Source organism: Bacillus nitratireducens (genome assembly GCF_036320425.1).
GTDB classification, from domain to species: Bacteria; Bacillota; Bacilli; order Bacillales; family Bacillaceae_G; genus Bacillus_A; species Bacillus_A nitratireducens.
This window is the reverse complement of record NZ_JAUMJO010000012.1, coordinates 1-17,134: the sequence shown is the minus strand read 5'-3', so window position 1 is coordinate 17,134 and position 17,134 is coordinate 1. Positions and strand designations below refer to the sequence as shown.

Below are 17,134 nucleotides of genomic sequence, written 5' to 3'. Positions count from 1 at the left end.
ATGATTGAATTAAAAAACGTCTCCAAAGTATTTACAACAAAAAAAGGGAATGTTGAGGCCCTTAAATCAACTTCCCTTAAAGTAAAAAAGGGCGAAGTATTTGGAATCATCGGATATAGTGGCGCTGGCAAAAGTACATTAATTCGTTGTGTAAATTTATTAGAAAAACCAACGACAGGAAATATCATTGTAAATGAACAAGATTTAACAACCTTATCAACAAAAGAACTCGCAAAAGCAAGACAAAAGATCGGCATGATTTTTCAAGGATTCAATTTACTTAAAACCGTTACCGTTTATGAAAACATCGCACTACCCTTACGTCTATCTGGTCTTCCCAAAAATGAAATTGAAAAAAGGGTAGAAAAGTATTTACGTATTGTTGATCTCTTTAATAAAAAAGATGCCTATCCAAGCGAATTATCTGGTGGTCAAAAGCAACGTGTAGCGATTGCTCGCGCACTATCTCATGAGCCTGAAGTTTTATTAAGTGATGAAGCAACGAGCGCATTAGATCCAGAAACGACCGATTCTATTCTTGATTTGTTATTAAAGATCAACGAAGAAATCGGAATTACGATTTTGCTAATTACACACGAAATGAATGTCATCCAGCGTATATGTGATCGAGTTGCTGTAATGGAACATGGATCTGTCGTTGAAAGCGGGACTGTGAAGGACATTTTTACAAATCCACAACATGTAACAACGAAGAAATTTGTAAATAGCGCATTTGCAGCTAAAATTCCAGAAGAGGTACAGAAAGAACTACAAAGCACCGGGGAAATTGTAACACTTTCATTTATAGGAACCGCTTCAGGAGAACCAGCGTTAGCTGTCGCTACAAAACGTTTTCAAGTATATCCGAATATTTTATCAGGCAATATTACGCAGTTAAAACATGAGGCATATGGGAAACTGACCGTTCATATGCAAGGCGAAAAAAATGAAGTACACCGTGCCTTATCATTTTTACAAGAACAAGGGATCATCGTAGAAGGAGGTAGAACAGATTATGGGAAACAAGTCCTTTTTGGATGAGTGGGGTAACGTAATATGGGAAGCAACAATTCAAACATTTCAAATGACATCTATTTCACTACTTATCTCTATTCTTATTGCATTACCACTCGGTGTCACACTTGTTTTAACGAGACCTGGTGGACAGCGAGAAAATAAAGTTATCTATCCTATTCTTAATACAATTATTAATGTCATTCGCTCTCTTCCATTTATCATTCTATTATTCTTTATTTTACCTTTCACAAAGTTTCTAATGGGAACGTCCATTGGCGTGCAAGGTGTTATCGTACCACTTGTCGTATTTACAGCCCCTTATATTGCACGTTTAATGGAAACTGCTTTATTAGAAGTGGATCGCGGTGTCATTGAAGCATATCAAGCAATGGGAGTCTCTACTATAAAAATCATTTGGCACGTTATGGTTAAAGAAGCTCGTCCGTCTCTCGTACTTGGATTAACAATCGCAACAATTGGCTTAATCGGTGCAACAGCAATGGCTGGACTTGTAGGTGCTGGAGGCCTCGGTGATCTCGCATATCGATTCGGACATTTACGCTACGAACCTGAAGTAATGTATGCAACAGTCTTTATTTTAATCATTCTCGTTCAAGGATTACAGTCATTAGGAAATGGTATAGCACGAAGATTGAAGAAAGATTAAAAAGAAGGTATCTCACTGAAATGAGATACCTCCTTTTTATTTATAAACTTATCTCTTAAATCCACCTTCTGAATGAATAACTTGTCCTGTAATCCACCCGGCTTCTTCGCTCACTAAAAACTTAATAAGTCTTGCTGCATCCTTTGGCTCACCAATTCTGCCGAAAGGAAACATCGGTCTTAATCCTTGCTTTATCTCCTCAATCATCCAACCCGTATCAGTTGGACCTGGGTTAATTGCATTCACCGTTATCCCTAAATGAGCCACTTCTGCTGATAACGTACTAGTGAGAGCATCAATAGCTCCCTTCGTTGTTGCATAGGCTAGTTCTCCAGCCATAGGCCCTTTAAATTGCCCCGAAGTAATATTAACAATTCTACCGCCAGATTTTTTATCAAATCCTTGAGCATACTTACTACTTAATAATGTAGTGCCGCGAACATTTACCATGTAATGCTTATCCAACTCTTCGGCAGTCAAATTAGAGAAATCATTATTCGTGGAATACGCTGCATTGTTAATTAATATATGAGGGTACCCTAGTTGTTCAGTAACTTTATTTATAAGCTGATTTGACGCATCATTCTGAGCTAGATCTAATTCCATGCTCGATACTTTGACACCGTTTTGTATCAACTCTTCTTTTAATTGTATTTGTTCATTTTCATCAACGCCCCAAGGCATCTCTTTATCGTATTCTGTCCAATACGTAAAAAATATATCGTATCCAGCCTCTGCTAACTCTGTGCAAATAGCTGCTCCTATACCGTCTAGACGACTTACACCTGTAACAACAGCTACTTTATTTTTTAATTGATTCATCATATACTCCTCCAAAGTTAAAGGGCGCATATTTTATATAAGAGATATAAATTTCCCCACATAGGCATCTATCCTTACAAAAGGGATGTACAAGCTAAATATGCAGGCCTTGAATGATTCATAGATAACTAAATAAACCCTCACTTACGAGAGAAAAATTCATCTATCTAATTTCTAATCATTACAAGTTCGTACGCATATCGAGTCTTTGTCCCCTTTCAATATATCTCTATTATTTACTCTAACAAAAAGATTCAATATTTAAAATAGAAAAGATAATCTTCTCTCTCTTTTGGCGGAAAAATATTGTAATTACCTATATAAGCTTTAACTATGTTTCTATTAAAAATAACCATTAAGATATCAAAATAATAAAAACAATCAGAAAAACACTGGTAAATACTGGTTCACTTTCTTATAATAAAACGTGGGGCTAATGCGAGAGATATAAAGGGTCTGATTATACATACCCAACTGGTTTTAAACAAATAGGGGGAAGAAACATGTCAAAAAAATTACTTTCTTTATTTTCTACACTAATCGTAGCAGCTTTTGTAATAACTGGCTGTGGTCAAAGCGATACGACAAATAAAGAACAAAAAGAAGATGTAACGCAAGAAAACAAAACAGAAAAAACGGATACATCGAAAGAAAATAAACCTGAAGAAAAAAAATCCGAAGATAAAAAAGCTGAAGATAAAAAGCCTGAAAATACAGCTACTAGCTCAAGCGATTACTCTAAGCTGATTTCCTATATGGAAAAAGAAACAGGTGGTAAAACAAAAGTTCTTTTTGAAAATAAGGAACCACAAGTCTATAAAGCTGAAGATGTTTCAGTAACAATGAATGGTTATACATTAGTTGAATTAAATGGATTCCATACAAACTTCGACATTCCGTTTAATCGTCAAACAGAGGGCGGAGTTATTCTTGTGAACTACAGCGTAAAAAATAGTTCAGCTAAAGATATTTATTATATGCCAGCATTGGACATGTCATTTACTGGTGCTCAGAAAGCATATAGTAACTATAGAGATTTAATTCCAACAGAAGATCAGCTACCAACTAAGCTTGCTCCAACGAATGATTACTTAGTAAAAGCAGGAGAAACTATTTCTGGTTATATCGCTTATCCATTCGGAAAAGATGATCTAGCAAAAATTTCAAATCTCTCAACGGTCTCAGTCACAGTCCCAACTGCACAAGCTAATAAAGGAAAATTTGATGCTCCAATCGGAAGTCCTGGAAGATTTTCATTAAGTTTAAACAAACAAGGTGCTGAAAAGGTTGCAACAGATAACACTTTCTACCAAGATAAAGCTACAGCTAATAACATGGGCGATAAAAAAATGTTAAAAGAGAAATCAAGTATTAATAACAGCCAAGAATTAGGTGCTGTTAATGTTACATTAGACGGATACCAATTCACTCAATTCACACCAAATTCCGTCGAAGCTCCACGCTTTGCAAATTTTAAAAACGGTCTTGTTCTGTTAACAGTAAAATTCAAGCTTGATAACAAAGATGCTCAAGACGTTTCACTATCTCCTATAAGCTCTACATTAAGAGTGAATGATGGTACACAATATACGATTAATGAAGGTATGCTATTAAATTACGACTATAACGCTGCAGTTAAAACTGGAACATCTGGAGAATTGCTGCAAGTATATATTTTAGATCAAGAGCAGTACGAAAAGATTTGGAAAGAAAAAAGCTTTGAGATTGAGTTAGGACCTATGAGAAATAAAGAAGCTAAAGATATTTCACAAGGTAAAAAAGTTAAATTTACATTACCTAAATAAATTACTAAACATATAATAGAAAAGGCATATAACATATGATTGTTATATGCCTTTTTTATTTTATAAAAACACCATTTTTGTTCACACTTTATCCATTGTGAATTTATTCACAATGGATATATAATAAACATGTAAATACAATACATTGGAGGGATTTCAATGGTTATCAATTTTTTAAGAACTGATAAACGCGCTACTTTCATATTATTATTTTTACGACTTTACATAGGATATGCATGGCTCGCTGCTGGAATAGGAAAAGTTTTTGGACAGTCTTTTGATGCAAGTGGTTTTCTAAAAGGAGCTATCGCTCAAGCATCAGGTGACCACCCTGCAGTACAAGGTTGGTGGGCAGATTTTCTTCAACATTTTGTTCTTCCAAACGCAGACCTATTTAGCTTTTTAGTTCAATGGGGAGAAATTTTAGTAGGACTAGGTTTGATTTTAGGTGGATTAACAAAAACAGCTGCATTTTTCGGCATCATAATGAACCTTTCATTTTTATTAAGCGGAACTGTTAGTGTAAACCCAAACCTACTTATTTTAACTATGTTCATTTTAGTTGCAGGACAGAATGCTGGGCGTATTGGATTAGATGGTTATGTTTTCCCAAAACTTTTCAAAAAAAATAACCGTGAAGCATATAAATTAAGTAAAACTGCATAAGAACAGTTCATCTTTTAAATATAAATAAGAAAAGAGCCTACATTCAGGCTCTTTTCTTATTTACACCAAAATATTTCACAGTTTGCCTTATCCGAAATGTTAAACTCAATCATATATAACCGGATAAATGTGTACGACTTTATTTCAAGCATCTAAAAAGCTTAAAGACTAAAACAAGCCATTATAAAACCCTAAAATCTTTCATACTTTCCCCAAGAATATAGTGTGAAAACCACATCAGATTCTGTTTCATAATAGCTACATTCATTCCCGGCTGATCAGGACTATATGCCATTCCTTTAAATATAATTAATTCTGTATCAACTTCCATATCCCTTAACCCTTCATATAGCTCATATGCATTGGAAGTTGGAATCCTTGCATCCTTTTCGCCATGTTGGATTAAAGTGGGCGTACAGGCTGATTTAATATATGTCATTGGTGATGTTTTCGTATATATATCTGGATCATTCCATGGAGTATTTCCTAAATGCATTCTAATAAAGTAAGGGATATCTGTATTTACATAATGGGTACTCCAGTTAGTAATTCCGCCCCCAACTGAAATAGCTTTAAATCTACTACTAAATGTAGAACAGAAAGCTGATATATATCCTCCGTTGCTCCATCCCATAACCCCTACTCTATTTTTATCTGCAATCCCTTTTTCAACTAGTTTATCCACTCCAGATATAACATCCTCGTAGTCAGCAATCCCCTGTTTTCTATAGTTTGCTTTTAAGAATTCATTACCATAACCAGAACTTCCCCTGTAGTTTGGTTCTAAAACGATAAAGCCTTTTTCGATAAACTGCTCAATAGGATATTTTTCATTAAAACAATCTGAAAATATTGGGAAGGATGCCCAAGCCGGACCACCATGGATTACTACTAATAAGGGATATTTTTCATTTGTGTCAAACTCTACTGGAGTCGATAAAACACCCTCTATTTCAAGACCATCACTACTTTTCCATGAGATTATTTCCCTATTACTTTTAAGCTTTCCTTCAAAAAAGCTATTTTCATTCGTTATTTTTTTATCGTCTAAATAGATTTCAAAGGTTTCATTTGTAATAGCCTTATTATAGGATATATGATTTCCATCCCTTGTTATAGAAGCATCCATTATAAAGCCATCTACTTTGTCACTTAACATTTCCACAGTCCCATCTTCACATAGCAACCCAATGAGATAATTAGTTTTATCCTGCCATCTAATTAAAATCCCCTTATCTGTCCACTGTAATGGCATAACCGTACTATCAAAGTTTGTTAGAGGCTGAATTACCTCTCCAGTATTCATATCATATATCTCTAATATACTTTCTTGTATATGGTTTCTATAGTACTCCTTCTCCCTTATGCTTGCTGAGTAACATATTTTGCTGCCCTCAGGAGAAAAGCAAACGCTCCCGCCCAACAACTTATCTACATTCATCTTTTGTAGTTCCTCAGCTTCAACATCTAATATGTATAGATCACCATTCATATAATCGTTTAGGCTTGGTGTAGCTATAAATACAACCTTTGTCCCATCATTTGAAATATCAAAGTTATGTATATAAAAATCCTTACCCTCCGTTAATTGATAAAGACCGCTAACCTTCCGTTCCTGTTTATCATTTTGTTTCACTTTTTCTATTTCAATGTAGTATAAACAATTATTCCGATGTTCCTTACCTACATGATGGAAATCTCCATATCGTTCCTTACGTTTCTGTATTTCCTCACATTCTTTTGACTGTGCAACATAATAAAAACCTTTACCCATGGGATCCCATTTAAATGTACTAATCCCTTCTTCCTCACCAGTCATTTGAACCTCACTACAACCGTCTATTGACTTAACAAAGATCTGATTTGTATTAGCTCCGTCACCGCCTAGGCTAAGGTATGCAATAGTCTTAGAATCTGGAGACCATAATGGATGTGTACTATCTATATCCCCATCTGTTAGTGGGTAACTCTGCCCTTTATCTTTCTCATATATCCATACATGATTTCTATACGTATTGTCTTCCCAGTTAGCTGACTTTTTTACAAATGCTACGTTTTTTCCATCATCACTTACGTTTGCACTTGATAAGGACGGTAATGAAATAATCTCTTCTATACTTAAATATGTTTTTGCTTTCACTTTCATATAATAAGCCCCCTTGTAATGTCCATGAATCTATCGTCTCTTTTTGTCGTAATAAAGAAAATTGTTCACGGATACTTAAAATAGTAACGGAAAATTCAGATAAATAAAAGTAGTTCCGTTCTAAAGCCGATAAAGTAAACCTTTTATTAGTAGAGTGCTATCCACTTAGCAATTTTAGATGTTCTTTTTCGACACAAAAATATCCCTTTAGATTACATATCTAAAGGGATACAAATTCGTAAATTTATTTCAAATCCACAACTATATTTATTAACCTACCAATCTCCTACTCAACAGTAACAGACTTAGCTAAGTTACGTGGCTTATCAACGTCACACTCGCGGTGAAGTGCTGCGTAGTATGAGATAAGTTGGAATGGAATAACTGCTACTAGCGGTGCTAGTGCTTCGTGTACAGCTGGTAATACGAAGCTGTCACCTTCCATTTCTAAGCCTTTCATTGAGATGATACATGGGTTAGCTCCGCGTGCTACTACTTCTTTCACGTTACCACGAATTCCAAGGTTTACGTGCTCTTGTGTAGCAAGTGCGATAACTGGTGTACCGTTTTCGATTAAGGCGATTGTACCGTGTTTTAATTCTCCTCCAGCAAATCCTTCTGCTTGGATGTAAGAGATTTCTTTTAGTTTTAACGCACCTTCTAAACCTACGAAGAAGTCTACGCTACGTCCGATGAAGAAGCAGTTACGCGTTGTTGCTAAAAATTGTTTTGCTAATGCGTCCATTTCTTCTTTTTGATCACAAAGTACTACCATTGCATTTGCTACAAGTCCTAATTCGTGTGTTAAATCGAAATCAAGAACCTCACCTTTTGCTTTTGCAATGTCAGCCGCTAAGATTGAAAGTACTGCAAGCTGTGCTGTGTATGCTTTCGTCGATGCAACTGCGATTTCCGGTCCCGCATATAACGGAAGTGTATAATCAGCTTCACGAGAAAGCGTAGAACCAGGTACGTTTGTAATTGTTAATGCTTTATGACCCATTTCATTTGTTTGCACAAGTACTGCACGGCTATCAGCTGTTTCACCACTTTGTGAAATGTAAATGAAGAATGGTCTTTCTGTTAATAATGGCATGTTGTAAGAGAATTCACTTGCTACATGTACTTCAACTGGTACTTTCGCAAATTTCTCAATGAATTGCTTTCCAACAAGACCTGCATGATAACTTGTTCCACATGCAATGATGTAAATGCGATCGCTATCTAAAATTGCGTTACGGATATCTTGATCTAATTCAATTTCGCCATTTTCATCTTGGTACTTTTGAATAATATTACGGATTACAAGTGGTTGCTCGTCGATTTCTTTTAGCATGAAATGAGGATACGTTCCCTTTTCAATATCACTTGCGTCTAATTCCGCTGTAAACGGTGCACGTTCAATCGTTTCACCTTGTAAGTTTTTAATTGTAATACTTTCTTTCGTTACGATTACCATTTCTTTATCCATTAACTCGATAAATTGATCTGTAACTTGTAACATCGCCATAGCGTCGCTTGCAATAACGTTAAAGTTATCACCAGCACCTACTAATAGCGGGCTTTTGTTTTTAGCAACATAAATCATGTTTGGATTTTCAGCATCAAGTAATCCGATTGCATAAGAGCCATGTAAAAGAGATAGCGTATTACGGAACGCTTCTTCTACACTTAGTCCTGTGCTCACTTGTTGTTCCATAAGCTGTACGATAACTTCTGTATCTGTCTCACTTACGAACGTTACATCTTGTAAATATTCCTTTTTCACTAACTCATAGTTTTCAATTACACCATTATGAACTAGTGTAAAGCGTTTTGATGTACTTTGATGCGGATGCGCGTTTACTTTGCTTGGAACACCGTGTGTAGCCCAGCGTGTGTGACCGATTCCCACGCTTGCTGCTACATTCTCTTCTACGACTTCGCGAAGTTTTGCAATACGGCCTTTTTCTTTGTATACAATAACACCGTTCTCTGCTTGTACTGCAATACCTGCTGAATCATATCCGCGATATTCTAGCTTTTCTAAACCTTTTAATAAAATTTCCTTTGCATCTTGCTCTCCAATAAATCCTACGATTCCACACATGTTTAGTCGCCGTTACAAATGCTTACACTGCTTTGCGAACATGTAACGACATAGTCCGATACCATTTATTTATATTAAAAAAACGGATTACATATTGCTAGCCCTGTAAGCTTGTAACGGCTTTCACCTTCCTCTCGATTGGGTTAAAGTCCGTATATACTTATACAGCTAGTATTCATCCGTTCCTTTTCTCTCATCACACTTTCACCTTTGTCCACTAAGTCACCTTAATGTTTTAAGTAAAAGATTGCGGTTGTGATGAACAACCGGGAGTCATCCGCCGAAATCTCGATAAACTCCACCTCGTCAACTACACTACTTGTAGTTCTGGCGCTTTTATAATTTACAATATTTCCTTTGAGAAAAAGAACAAGACAATCTTATAACAAACAATATAAATCGTCAATGAAATTTTTTTCATTGTCTATAAAACATATGAAAAAGGAGCACTTCTTGTGCTCCTTTTAAAACAAATTTGGTAAATTATTCAGCTCCAACTTCCGCTTTCACAACTTCTACAATACGATGTACATACCCATCACAAATTTCTTGTGTCGGTGCTTCTGCCATTACACGAATAAGTGGTTCTGTTCCAGATGGACGAACAAGAATACGACCGTCTCCGTTCATTTCTTCCTCTACAACACGAATAATTTCTTTAATTTTCTCATTTTCTAATGCTAGTTTTTTATCTGTTACACGAACGTTTACTAGTAATTGTGGGAATTTTGTCATCTCGCCTGCAAGCTCAGATAATGGCTTTTTCGTCATTTTCATGATGTTTACAAGTTGAAGTGCACTTAACATTCCATCACCAGTTGTAATGTAATCAAGTAAGATAATGTGACCTGATTGTTCTCCGCCCAGGTTATATCCACCGCGTTTCATTTCTTCCATTACGTAGCGGTCACCAACTGCTGTTTTATCACTTGTAATATTGTTTGCTTCAAGTGCTTTGTAGAATCCTAAGTTACTCATAACTGTTGAAACAACTGTATTATGTTTCAATTGACCAGTTTCTTTCATATACTTCGCACAAATAAACATAATTTGATCGCCATCAACGATGTTTCCTTTTTCGTCTACTGCGATTAAACGGTCGCCATCACCATCAAAAGCAAGTCCGATATCAGCACCTTTTTCTTTTACTAATTCAGCTAAGACTTCTGGATGTGTAGATCCTACGCCTTCGTTAATATTCATACCGTTTGGAGAAGTCCCCATCGTTGAAATATCAGCTTCTAAGTCTGCAAATAAGTATGGAGCTAAAGAAGAAGTCGCACCGTGTGCGCAATCTAAAGCAATATGTAAACCAGAGAAATCTTCCTCTACAGTTTGTTTAATGTATTGTAAATACTTTTGTCCACCTTCAAAGTAATCACTCACTTGGCCAAGGTTAGTACCTGTTGGACGTGGTAACTCGTCAACTTCTTTGTCTAATAATGCTTCAATTTCAGCTTCTTGCTCATCTGTTAATTTGAAACCATCTGAACCAAAGAACTTAATACCATTATCTTGTACTGGATTATGAGATGCAGAAATCATAACACCCGCTTGTGCATCTAAAGCTTTTGTTAAATACGCCACACCTGGTGTAGAAATAACACCAAGACGCATTACTTCTGCTCCAGTTGATAATAGACCTGCTACTAAAGCTCCTTCTAACATATGTCCAGATACACGTGTATCACGGCCAATAATTACTTTTGGACGATCTGTATCTTTTGTTAATACATAGCCGCCAAAACGTCCAATTTTGAATGCTAATTCAGGTGTTAATTCCTTATTTGCAACCCCGCGTACTCCGTCTGTACCAAAATATTTACCCATTATTATTCGCTCCTTTTTCGTGCTCTTTTTGATTATCTACTGTTGGTTCTTGGCTCGTTTCTTGGCCATTTTCTTTTTCTTTGTCTTTGTCTTTTTCTTTGTCTTTATCTTTTTCCTGATCCTTTTCTGGATCCGGTTCAGGATTTTTTGGTTTTTCAGTTTGATTTTCTTTATCGTTTGCTGGATCTGGTTGTTCAATATTACCCTGTACTTCTTTATCTGGCTTTTCTTTCTTCACAATTGTGACTTTAGCACTTTTTTGTTTTGGTTCTATCGAAATATTACCAGGACCACTCACTTGAATAGAAACATCCTTCGTCCCCGGAGATACATTTTGCAGATTAATCGCAGCTGTTATTTGAGCAGCTGTTATTTTATCTACTATACTTGCTTCTCCTGAAATATCAACGCTTATCTTTCCATCTTGTGGCGAAAGTAGCTGAGCAGTAACATCATTCGGAATTCCATTTTTTTGAATCGGGATACCATCTATAGTTTTACTTTTCGTTTGTTTTACCTTTTGTACCCCTACAGAAACCTTCACTTGATTTGGTTTTGCACTTGTCACACCTTTTGGCAATAAAACAGAGGCATCGAATGTTGTAGAATCCGTCAATTGACTAAGATCTACCTCGACCCCCTCTATAGATTGTATATTATCCAAAATGTCTTTTGGACCTGCTATCGTTACTTCTTTTGGTTCAACACTAATATTTGTAACAGCTAAACCTTCTGGTAAATTACCTTTTTTCGAATATGTTAAAGGAACTGTTTTTTCGACGTTATTTGCTGTAGCTTGCGTCGCCACATTCAACGTTACACTAATTTTAGATGGACTTGTTCTTACATTTAAACGTTTTCCTTCTTTATTGTATAATGTAACTTCGGGTGTTTTTGTAACAGTTTTATTAACACCTTTCAAATCAATATACGCCTTAGCAGATGAAATACTTTCGATTTCTTCTTTCGTCCCAACTACCTCAACAGTATCAGGTTTAATGTTTGATTTTTCGAGAGTAGAACCCGCTGGCATTTGATCCTCATTTGATAATTTTAAGTCTACATGAACGTATTTTCTCGCTTTTTCATGTAGAGTAATTTTAATTGTTGATGGCTGAACTGTTCCTTTCACATCATCTGGAAGCCCGTTCGTTTTCAAAGAAACTTCATAAGTTCCTTTTTCGCTATCTCTCAAATCAACTGGTATATCAAATTGTTTTTTTGCTTTTGCTGTAGCAACTGCTGATTTTGGACCTTCCAACTTCACCTTGACTCCACCTGATGGAATACCACTTACAATATATTTCTCTTCATCATACTTAAGGGTAATAGGATAATCAGTTAATGTTTCTTTCGTTTCATTTACGAAAGGTAATATACTCGATGTCGTATTTTTTTCAGTTAAAGTTGCTGACATGAAAAGCATACACGCCAATAGTAATGAGATTCCTTTTAAAAACCAATGATTCTCCATTAACTTATCCATGACGCTTTCTCCTCCAATTCCATAAAGACGAAGAAGTCGTTTTTTCGTTCCTACTAAATTCTGCTAACAACATATCCTTCAGCTGCTCTGTCTTCAAATCACGATGTAACTCACCGTTTTTCGTTAAAGAAATTTGACCCGTTTCTTCCGACACAACTACTGTAATACTATCAGTAACTTCACTAACTCCCATTGCAGCGCGATGCCTTGTTCCTAACTCCTTAGAAATAAACGGACTTTCTGATAGCGGAAGATAACATGCTGCTGCTTTAATTGTACTTCCCTGCATAATTACTGCTCCATCATGAAGAGGCGTATTAGGGATAAAAATATTAATGAGTAATTCTGATGACACATTTGCGTTCAGCGGAATACCCGTTTCCACATAGTCACCCATCCCAGTCTCTTTTGACAACGTGATTAATGCACCTATTCTACGTTTTCCCATATATTCCGTAGCTTTCGCTATCGCTGTTGCAACAATTTCAGGTTCATCTTCCTCGTGAGTTCCCACACGCGAAAACAGGCTACCTCGTCCTAGCTGCTCAAGTGCTCTTCGCAATTCTGGCTGGAAGATAATAATAACAGCTAAGAATCCCCACGTTAATACTTGTTCCGTTAGCCAATATAGCGTATGCAATTCAAGTAAAATACTAATCATCCGGACGACAATAATAACTGTAATACCTTTTAAAAGTTGAACAGCCTTCGTGCCCCGGATTATAAGAATTAGCTTATATATAATAAACCATACAACAGCAATATCTAATGCCGTACTAAGATATTTCAAAATGGTCGTATCTTCAAAAGGCATGCTAACCCTTCCTCCTACTTACGAGCAATTCTATCCATATATTGAAATATTGTTTTATGCTCTATCTGTATGTATTTCCAACAACTAGTTAATTATACCATACATGAAACAAACGACAATTACAAACGCCCCCTTTAGCTTAAATTGGTAAGATGTCAAACTTTCTTACCCTACAGTATAATATAAGTCATTATTATACGCCTATTTTCCAATAAAAAAAGCAACTTCACAGTTGCTTTTCTTACATTTATTTCAGTTTTTCACCGAATAAAGAACCCATTAAAGCAACCGCTGTTGTTGCTGTTCTGTTTCTCTCATCTAAAATTGTATTTACTTCAACAAACTCAGCAGATGTAACAATATCAGCTTCTGCTAACATCTCCATCGCTAAGTGGCTTTCACGATAAGATAGACCACCAATTACAGGTGTTCCAACTCCTGGTGCGTCATGAGGATCAAGCCCATCTAGATCTAATGATAAATGAACGCCATCCGTATGAGATAAATACGCAATTGTTTCTTCCATAACAGCCGTCATGCCCATACGATCGATTTCATGCATTGAGAATACTTTAATGCCTTCATCGCGAATAAAGTATTTTTCTCCTTCATCCAATGCACGTGCACCGATAATTACAACGTTCTCTTTCTTCACCTTTGGATATGCTTCATATAAGTCTACAAGCGTCGGATGTCCATAGCCTAAACTTGCAGCAAGTGACATACCGTGAATATTCCCAGATGGTGAAGTCTCTTCTGTATTTAAATCACCATGTGCATCATACCAAATAACACCTAAATTTTTATAATGTTTCGCTACACCAGCTAGCGTACCGATAGCAATACTATGGTCACCGCCTAATACAAGCGGAAAACGACCTTCTTCTATAATATGATCAACCTTACTTGCTAATTCATTACATACAGTTGCAACTTGTGTAAGGTTTCTTAATTTTGTATTTTCATCTACTTCTTTTTCTCTCTCAATACATATATCTCCCAAATCTTTAACGTCATATCCAATTTGTTCAATTCTTTCAATTACCCCTGCATAACGGATCGCGCTTGGTCCCATATCGACCCCGCGACGCATCTGTCCTAAATCCATTGGAACTCCAATAACTGAGATTTCTTTTTTCATAGATAGTATCCCCCTTTTATGCCTTCCTAAATATTTTAAATCTTTTATATAGTCTGACTCAACTCGACATTTTTCTGCATGGATATACAATATATTCACTTATACTCTCATTGAAACCTAAATTTTAAGACTATTCTATGTATAAAGTTAACTTAATGAAACAACTGACCTTTCTATCAGCCAATATTTTTATCCGCACTTTTCTCCATCATCACTCAGGATTATGCAAAATATCATCAAATAAATGAATTAAAAAACACTTCTACATTTAGAAGCGTTTTTCTGATGCTAGTTTCCACACTGCTGCAATATTTCTTGCTGTCATTTCGATATTCTCTTCTGCCCTTTTATATGCTTCTTCTAATGTCATTGGACTCGCTGTAATACTAAACACTGCATCAATTCCCTTTTCGTAAACAGTCGTATAATTCGAGGATACAGATCCACCAATAGCAATTACAGGAATATGACGACATTTCGCCCGCTTCGCGACACCAACAGGAGCTTTTCCATACGCTGTTTGTTCATCTATTCTTCCTTCACCAGTTACAACCAGATCGGCGCCCTCTATACACTTGTCAAAATTTGTATAATCTAATACAATTTCAATTCCTTTTCTTAACTGCCCCTTGAGCACCGCAACGACAGCTGCTCCCATTCCTCCAGCTGCCCCCGCCCCTGGTATTTCAGATGCATCTAAAGACACATGTTGTTTAAGTATATTAGCATAATGTTTTAAATTCTCATCTAGCTCTTTCATCATCTCTACATTTGCACCCTTTTGTCTCGCAAACACAAAAGATGCCCCGCTAGCTCCAACTAAAGGGTTATCTACATCACACGCCGCTTCTAACTTTAGATCCTTTAGGCGTGAATCAACCCTAGAAAGTTCAACAGTAGTAATCAAATGTAATGTCCCTCCAGAGGGTTCTATTACTTCACCTTTCCTGTTTATAAACCTTGCACCTAAAGCAGATAGCATACCAGCCCCACCATCATTTGTAGCACTTCCTCCAAGTCCTAAAATAATGTGTTTCGCTCCTTGATCTAATGCATGTAATATAAGTTCACCTGTCCCTTTTGTCGTTGTAATAAGTGGGTTTCTCTTTTCAATTGGAACGTGTTGTAATCCTGACGCTGCTGCCATTTCAATAAATGCTGTCTTCTTATCCTTAGACATACCATAAAAGGCTTGCACGCTCTCTCCAAGCGGCCCTGTCACATTAAGTGATATAATTTCCCCCATTGTAGCACCAACAAGAGATTCGACCGTTCCTTCACCTCCATCTCCAATTGGTACTTTAACGTACTCTGCTTCAGGAAAAACTGCTGCAAAACCTCTTTCAATAGCTTCACATACCTCCATAGCTTTCAAACTTTCTTTATATGAATCAGATGCAATGACAACTTTCATAATTATCCCCCGTTCCTTATTTACACCTTTTCTTCATTTTAAACGACAAATATGAAAGTTGCCTTTCCTAATAAAATTTAAACACAAAAAAAGCTTACATCATTTGATGTAAGCTTTCCCTATTTATATGGAGCCTAGCGGGATCGAACCGCTGACCTCCTGCGTGCAAGGCAGGCGCTCTCCCAGCTGAGCTAAGGCCCCGTAGTAATAAAGCGGAAGACGGGATTCGAACCCGCGACCCCAACCTTGGCAAGGTTGTATTCTACCACTGAACTACTTCCGCGAAAATGGTGAGCCATGAAGGATTCGAACCTTCGACCCTCTGATTAAAAGTCAGATGCTCTACCAACTGAGCTAATGGCTCGTAAATGGCTGGGCTAGCTGGATTCGAACCAGCGCATGACGGAGTCAAAGTCCGTTGCCTTACCGCTTGGCTATAGCCCATTAATATTTACTAGTATGGTTATTTTCTCAAAAAAATAAACCTTTTCAGGTTGTTTTAAAGAAAATGGTGGAGGGGGGCAGATTCGAACTGCCGAACCCGAAGGAGCGGATTTACAGTCCGCCGCGTTTAGCCACTTCGCTACCCCTCCGACATTTAAATATATATGGTGGAGGATGACGGGATCGAACCGCCGACCCCCTGCTTGTAAGGCAGGTGCTCTCCCAGCTGAGCTAATCCTCCAAAAGTGGTGACCCGTACGGGATTCGAACCCGTGTTACCGCCGTGAAAGGGCGGTGTCTTAACCACTTGACCAACGGGCCAAAAATTTAAAAACTTTTTCCAAGCTTCCAACCGGGCTTGAACCGGTGACCTCTTCCTTACCATGGAAGTACTCTACCAGCTGAGCTATGGAAGCATAATGGCTCCGCAGGTAGGAATCGAACCTACGACCGATCGGTTAACAGCCGATAGCTCTACCGCTGAGCTACTGCGGAATAATACAAGCCTGGCAACGTCCTACTCTCACAGGGACAAGGTCCCAACTACCATCGGCGCTAGAGAGCTTAACTTCCGTGTTCGGTATGGGAACGGGTGTGACCTCTCTGCCATCATTACCAGACTTTTATCATTATACACATTCTTTTCAGAATGTCAAGAAGAAATCTAAACATATATTCCTTCAAAACTAGATAACATTGCTACATATTATATGGTTAAGTCCTCGATCTATTAGTATTCGTCAGCTCCACATGTCACCATGCTTCCACCTCGAACCTATCAACCTGATCATCT

12 protein-coding genes, 9 tRNA genes, 1 rRNA gene and 1 pseudogene are annotated in these 17,134 nt (G+C 37.1%); 4 read left to right on the top strand and 19 right to left on the bottom strand.

The window, feature by feature from the left end; translation table 11 throughout:
* Positions 1 to 1,041, top strand: a complete 1,041-nt coding sequence (locus Q3V31_RS27690) for a methionine ABC transporter ATP-binding protein (RefSeq protein ID WP_000571347.1) — start codon at positions 1 to 3, stop codon at positions 1,039 to 1,041.
* Positions 1,016 to 1,684 (top strand): methionine ABC transporter permease, encoded by a 669-nt coding sequence (locus tag Q3V31_RS27685; RefSeq protein ID WP_000527158.1) that lies wholly within the window; start codon positions 1,016 to 1,018, stop codon positions 1,682 to 1,684. The genes Q3V31_RS27690 and Q3V31_RS27685 overlap by 26 nt, the downstream gene beginning before the upstream one ends.
* A 48-nt stretch (positions 1,685 to 1,732) precedes the next feature.
* On the opposite strand, the gene Q3V31_RS27680 is transcribed toward Q3V31_RS27685, so the two are convergent.
* Complete coding sequence (locus tag Q3V31_RS27680; RefSeq protein ID WP_329767542.1) at positions 1,733 to 2,509, bottom strand: SDR family oxidoreductase; 777 nt, start codon at positions 2,507 to 2,509, stop codon at positions 1,733 to 1,735.
* Positions 2,510 to 3,009: 500 nt separating this feature from the next.
* On the opposite strand from Q3V31_RS27680, the gene Q3V31_RS27675 reads away from it, so the two are divergent.
* Complete coding sequence (locus tag Q3V31_RS27675; RefSeq protein WP_329767541.1) at positions 3,010 to 4,311, top strand: DUF5068 domain-containing protein; 1,302 nt, start codon at positions 3,010 to 3,012, stop codon at positions 4,309 to 4,311.
* Positions 4,312 to 4,470: 159 nt separating this feature from the next.
* On the top strand, positions 4,471 to 4,977 hold the full coding sequence (locus Q3V31_RS27670) for a DoxX family membrane protein (RefSeq protein WP_000236347.1): 507 nt from the start codon (positions 4,471 to 4,473) through the stop codon (positions 4,975 to 4,977).
* Positions 4,978 to 5,158: 181 nt separating this feature from the next.
* Here the strand turns inward: Q3V31_RS27670 and Q3V31_RS27665 are convergent, their stop codons facing one another.
* The 18 genes and pseudogenes from Q3V31_RS27665 to rrf form a co-directional block, all read right to left on the bottom strand.
* Positions 5,159 to 7,123 (bottom strand): S9 family peptidase, encoded by a 1,965-nt coding sequence (locus Q3V31_RS27665; protein ID WP_097872564.1) that lies wholly within the window; start codon positions 7,121 to 7,123, stop codon positions 5,159 to 5,161.
* 286 nt (positions 7,124 to 7,409) lie between these two features.
* On the bottom strand, positions 7,410 to 9,212 hold the full coding sequence (glmS, locus tag Q3V31_RS27660) for a glutamine--fructose-6-phosphate transaminase (isomerizing) (protein WP_000334146.1): 1,803 nt from the start codon (positions 9,210 to 9,212) through the stop codon (positions 7,410 to 7,412).
* Between the two features lie 12 nt (positions 9,213 to 9,224).
* Positions 9,225 to 9,409 (bottom strand): annotated as a pseudogene (locus Q3V31_RS31045) (hypothetical protein).
* A 286-nt stretch (positions 9,410 to 9,695) separates the two neighbouring features.
* Positions 9,696 to 11,042 carry a phosphoglucosamine mutase gene (gene glmM / locus Q3V31_RS27655; RefSeq protein WP_000521477.1) on the bottom strand — a complete coding sequence of 449 codons (1,347 nt, stop codon included), beginning with the start codon at positions 11,040 to 11,042 and terminating at the stop codon, positions 9,696 to 9,698.
* Positions 11,035 to 12,528: a CdaR family protein gene (locus Q3V31_RS27650; protein WP_000359611.1), complete on the bottom strand. Its 1,494-nt coding sequence runs from the start codon at positions 12,526 to 12,528 to the stop codon at positions 11,035 to 11,037. The genes glmM and Q3V31_RS27650 overlap by 8 nt, the downstream gene beginning before the upstream one ends.
* Positions 12,521 to 13,342, bottom strand: coding sequence for a diadenylate cyclase CdaA (cdaA, locus tag Q3V31_RS27645; protein ID WP_001115705.1), 822 nt, complete (start codon positions 13,340 to 13,342; stop codon positions 12,521 to 12,523). Before cdaA ends, Q3V31_RS27650 begins: the two co-directional genes overlap by 8 nt.
* Before the next feature lie 247 nt (positions 13,343 to 13,589).
* Positions 13,590 to 14,483 carry an arginase gene (gene rocF / locus Q3V31_RS27640; protein ID WP_329767540.1) on the bottom strand — a complete coding sequence of 298 codons (894 nt, stop codon included), beginning with the start codon at positions 14,481 to 14,483 and terminating at the stop codon, positions 13,590 to 13,592.
* A 268-nt stretch (positions 14,484 to 14,751) separates the two neighbouring features.
* Complete coding sequence (locus Q3V31_RS27635) at positions 14,752 to 15,897, bottom strand: glycerate kinase (protein ID WP_000869599.1); 1,146 nt, start codon at positions 15,895 to 15,897, stop codon at positions 14,752 to 14,754.
* Positions 15,898 to 16,025: 128 nt separating this feature from the next.
* Positions 16,026 to 16,098, bottom strand: a tRNA-Ala gene (locus Q3V31_RS27630).
* Positions 16,099 to 16,108: 10 nt separating this feature from the next.
* Positions 16,109 to 16,180: transfer RNA gene (locus Q3V31_RS27625), tRNA-Gly, on the bottom strand.
* 5 nt (positions 16,181 to 16,185) lie between these two features.
* Positions 16,186 to 16,261: transfer RNA gene (locus Q3V31_RS27620), tRNA-Lys, on the bottom strand.
* Positions 16,262 to 16,266: 5 nt separating this feature from the next.
* Positions 16,267 to 16,341 (bottom strand) — tRNA-Gln (locus Q3V31_RS27615).
* A 65-nt stretch (positions 16,342 to 16,406) separates the two neighbouring features.
* Positions 16,407 to 16,490, bottom strand: a tRNA-Tyr gene (locus Q3V31_RS27610).
* 16 nt (positions 16,491 to 16,506) lie between these two features.
* Positions 16,507 to 16,582, bottom strand: a tRNA-Val gene (locus tag Q3V31_RS27605).
* 5 nt (positions 16,583 to 16,587) lie between these two features.
* Positions 16,588 to 16,662: transfer RNA gene (locus Q3V31_RS27600), tRNA-Glu, on the bottom strand.
* A 22-nt stretch (positions 16,663 to 16,684) separates the two neighbouring features.
* Positions 16,685 to 16,757, bottom strand: a tRNA-Thr gene (locus tag Q3V31_RS27595).
* A gap of 4 nt (positions 16,758 to 16,761) precedes the next feature.
* A tRNA-Asn gene (locus Q3V31_RS27590) sits at positions 16,762 to 16,836 on the bottom strand.
* Between the two features lie 9 nt (positions 16,837 to 16,845).
* Positions 16,846 to 16,961 (bottom strand): 5S ribosomal RNA (rrf, locus tag Q3V31_RS27585).
* Positions 16,962 to 17,134: the final 173 nt, after the last annotated feature.

What these genes read in the sequence shown, in the direction of transcription:
- Q3V31_RS27650 (WP_000359611.1), bottom strand. Translation starts at nt 12,528, where the DNA reads ATGGATAAGTTAATGGAGAATCATTGGTTTTTAAAAGGAATCTCATTA.
- Q3V31_RS27685 (WP_000527158.1), top strand. Translation starts at nt 1,016, where the DNA reads ATGGGAAACAAGTCCTTTTTGGATGAGTGGGGTAACGTAATATGGGAA.
- rocF (WP_329767540.1), bottom strand. Translation starts at nt 14,483, where the DNA reads ATGAAAAAAGAAATCTCAGTTATTGGAGTTCCAATGGATTTAGGACAG.
- Q3V31_RS27690 (WP_000571347.1), top strand. Translation starts at nt 1, where the DNA reads ATGATTGAATTAAAAAACGTCTCCAAAGTATTTACAACAAAAAAAGGG.
- cdaA (WP_001115705.1), bottom strand. Translation starts at nt 13,342, where the DNA reads ATGCCTTTTGAAGATACGACCATTTTGAAATATCTTAGTACGGCATTA.
- Q3V31_RS27675 (WP_329767541.1), top strand. Translation starts at nt 3,010, where the DNA reads ATGTCAAAAAAATTACTTTCTTTATTTTCTACACTAATCGTAGCAGCT.
- glmM (WP_000521477.1), bottom strand. Translation starts at nt 11,042, where the DNA reads ATGGGTAAATATTTTGGTACAGACGGAGTACGCGGGGTTGCAAATAAG.
- Q3V31_RS27665 (WP_097872564.1), bottom strand. Translation starts at nt 7,123, where the DNA reads ATGAAAGTGAAAGCAAAAACATATTTAAGTATAGAAGAGATTATTTCA.
- Q3V31_RS27670 (WP_000236347.1), top strand. Translation starts at nt 4,471, where the DNA reads ATGGTTATCAATTTTTTAAGAACTGATAAACGCGCTACTTTCATATTA.
- Q3V31_RS27680 (WP_329767542.1), bottom strand. Translation starts at nt 2,509, where the DNA reads ATGATGAATCAATTAAAAAATAAAGTAGCTGTTGTTACAGGTGTAAGT.
- Q3V31_RS27635 (WP_000869599.1), bottom strand. Translation starts at nt 15,897, where the DNA reads ATGAAAGTTGTCATTGCATCTGATTCATATAAAGAAAGTTTGAAAGCT.
- glmS (WP_000334146.1), bottom strand. Translation starts at nt 9,212, where the DNA reads ATGTGTGGAATCGTAGGATTTATTGGAGAGCAAGATGCAAAGGAAATT.